The sequence below is a fragment of the Candidatus Symbiopectobacterium sp. NZEC135 genome (genome assembly GCF_025962695.1).
On sequence record NZ_JAGFPF010000268.1, the window covers coordinates 1 to 2,031 of the forward strand.

Consider the following 2,031-nt stretch of genomic DNA (forward strand, 5'->3'; position numbering starts at 1 on the left):
ATTCCATCGAACGTCTTTTACCCGGCATCAGGTAAGTCGTATCAATCACATTCCCCCCAATGATCGTTGCAACGAAGATAACAGCCCCCGTAGCCTTACCAATCCATTGTTTTTTCCTCATCCACGTGAGAATGCTTGCCACGACCAGCGCAACCGCCGCCGAGAAGAACACATGCTGCCAATTCATTGAAGCTCCTTGTCAATTTTTTTACGCTTTTGATGCGCTGAAAAGCGGCGCTCTTTATGCTCCAGGTAGCTTAGTATACCGCCGTTTTGCGGCGTGCCTTCTTTTAGGCAGCGTGGAGAGAGCACCGACAGATTGCTTTTCGCTTTCGGATAAATTATTGATAGTTTTGCCAGAATGCAGATCGTTTATGATGCTCTGGGCCACAAGGTCCGCCACAAACTCGCCGCTCGCCGCACCCAGTACTCCCCACCCGCAGCTCAGGCCAAAGGTCGCGGGCTGACAGATCTCTCCTATAACACCAGTCAGTCTGCTATCCTCACTGTAGCGCACAGGCGACGGGTGACTTAGGTTGAACTGAGAGTCTGACCGGTAAAATGACGATCCCGGCGCTAGGGCCGGGATCATTTCAACCTTTTATTGTAAAGGTGATATAAATATTATCAGCTTGTAGTTTTCTTAAATGCTCTCTTGCATGATTGCAACTATCATAAGGTGTTACCAAATTACAGTGCCAGTCTGCATAAAAATTATTCATTTTATTATTTTCGCATTGATACACATCCCCGCCAAGTACTGTCCATTTAGCTTTTTCAAATAACTCCAGAGCTTCATTTGCGACAGATATCGGAAGCACTACATCATTAATCCCATCATCCAAAAGGCTTTTTCCACACCGAGCATATAATTCTAATATTTTATTAATCATATTGTCATCCTTAAAGAAATCACCTGCGCTAATAGAAATTCTCTTATCAGATGATTCAGAGATATAGTTAGTACCTGTATTTTCTACAGGTTGAGGGTTTATGAATATTCCATCATCTTTCCCTGGCTGAGATTCAGGAGAGATTGTAATAAGAGGATTACTCATGCCAGACTGATCCGGCGTCGTCAGCGTGGTGGCAGTGTTCTCCGTCGGGGCCGGGTTTTCCAGTATACTGACTATTGGTTAACCCGGCTGCGATACCCATCTGATGCATTACACCACGGCAGGTGGCATTCTTCACACAGGCTTCGAAGGCTTTTTCACCTGCTTTAACAATGATGCTCAGCGAGTTATTCTCAACCGCACTCCTGCCCGCCTGCGCACCACTGGCGGCTGAGGCCGTATCACCCGATGCTAAACCTGAAGCCAGCCCCCCGCATCCTTGCCTGAAAGCTGTGCCACCACCGCACCGACTATCGCGTGGCCCATCAGGTTGGCGGCTCTTTGCTCCGTGGTGGGTTCGCCTTTGGCCGGCAGCGTGGCTTCTTTTACTAACTGCGCCAGATACGGCGCGGCACCTCCGGCTATCGCCTGCCTGATATCGCCGCCCGCCAGTGCCTGTATCGCCGCCGTCGCAGCCTGCGCCGCCTGCTGATAGCTACTGCCAACGCCGTATTGCTTCATCTCGTCTTTGTAGCTTTGCGTTTGCGTTAAAGCGGCCTTGTACGCAGCCCATTTCTTATCTATATCCTTATCGTTGGCATCATCTGCCGGGCGCGGGTACCCTACCTCACCGGACTCTTCTGCTTTTTTCAGCGCACGTTGCTCGCCTTCCGTGCGCACAATATCCATCACCTGAGCGCCAATTTCCCCAATTAGCTGGGCCTGGCGCAGGCGTTGTTGCTCTTTCTCTTTGTTAAAGATCGGACTCAGGGCATTGTTGGCATGCTCCACGTCGTGGCTCAGCGTGCTCACATCCTGCTGCTGATTCGCCGTATCACGGATCAGCAGGCTGCCCTCGCTGACAGCGGCGTAGGTGGTGCTTGATGCACTGCCGTTGCTGCCGAGCGACATCAGCGCCGAGGGCATCGTCATCGCCAGCGAAGAGAGCATATTGCCCTGCATCGACGGGCACATA

At 51.0% G+C, this 2,031-nt stretch carries 3 protein-coding genes and 1 pseudogene; all 4 read right to left on the reverse strand.

What is annotated here, in order from left to right; genetic code table 11:
- Positions 1–187 (reverse strand): annotated as a pseudogene (locus J5224_RS25745) (hypothetical protein); the annotation flags it as partial.
- 406 nt (positions 188–593) lie between these two features.
- On the reverse strand, positions 594–1,058 hold the full coding sequence (locus tag J5224_RS25750; RefSeq protein ID WP_264628038.1) for an Imm40 family immunity protein: 465 nt from the start codon (positions 1,056–1,058) through the stop codon (positions 594–596).
- Entirely contained in the window at positions 1,051–1,323 is a 273-nt protein-coding gene (locus J5224_RS35875) for a VENN motif pre-toxin domain-containing protein (RefSeq protein ID WP_369076098.1), read from the reverse strand. Before J5224_RS35875 ends, J5224_RS25750 begins: the two co-directional genes overlap by 8 nt.
- Positions 1,308–2,031: hypothetical protein (locus tag J5224_RS25755; protein WP_319802489.1), on the reverse strand; the 724-nt coding region annotated here is incomplete at its 5' end. The genes J5224_RS25755 and J5224_RS35875, both read right to left, overlap by 16 nt.

What these genes read in the sequence shown, in the direction of transcription:
- J5224_RS25750 (WP_264628038.1), bottom strand. Translation starts at nt 1,058, where the DNA reads ATGAGTAATCCTCTTATTACAATCTCTCCTGAATCTCAGCCAGGGAAA.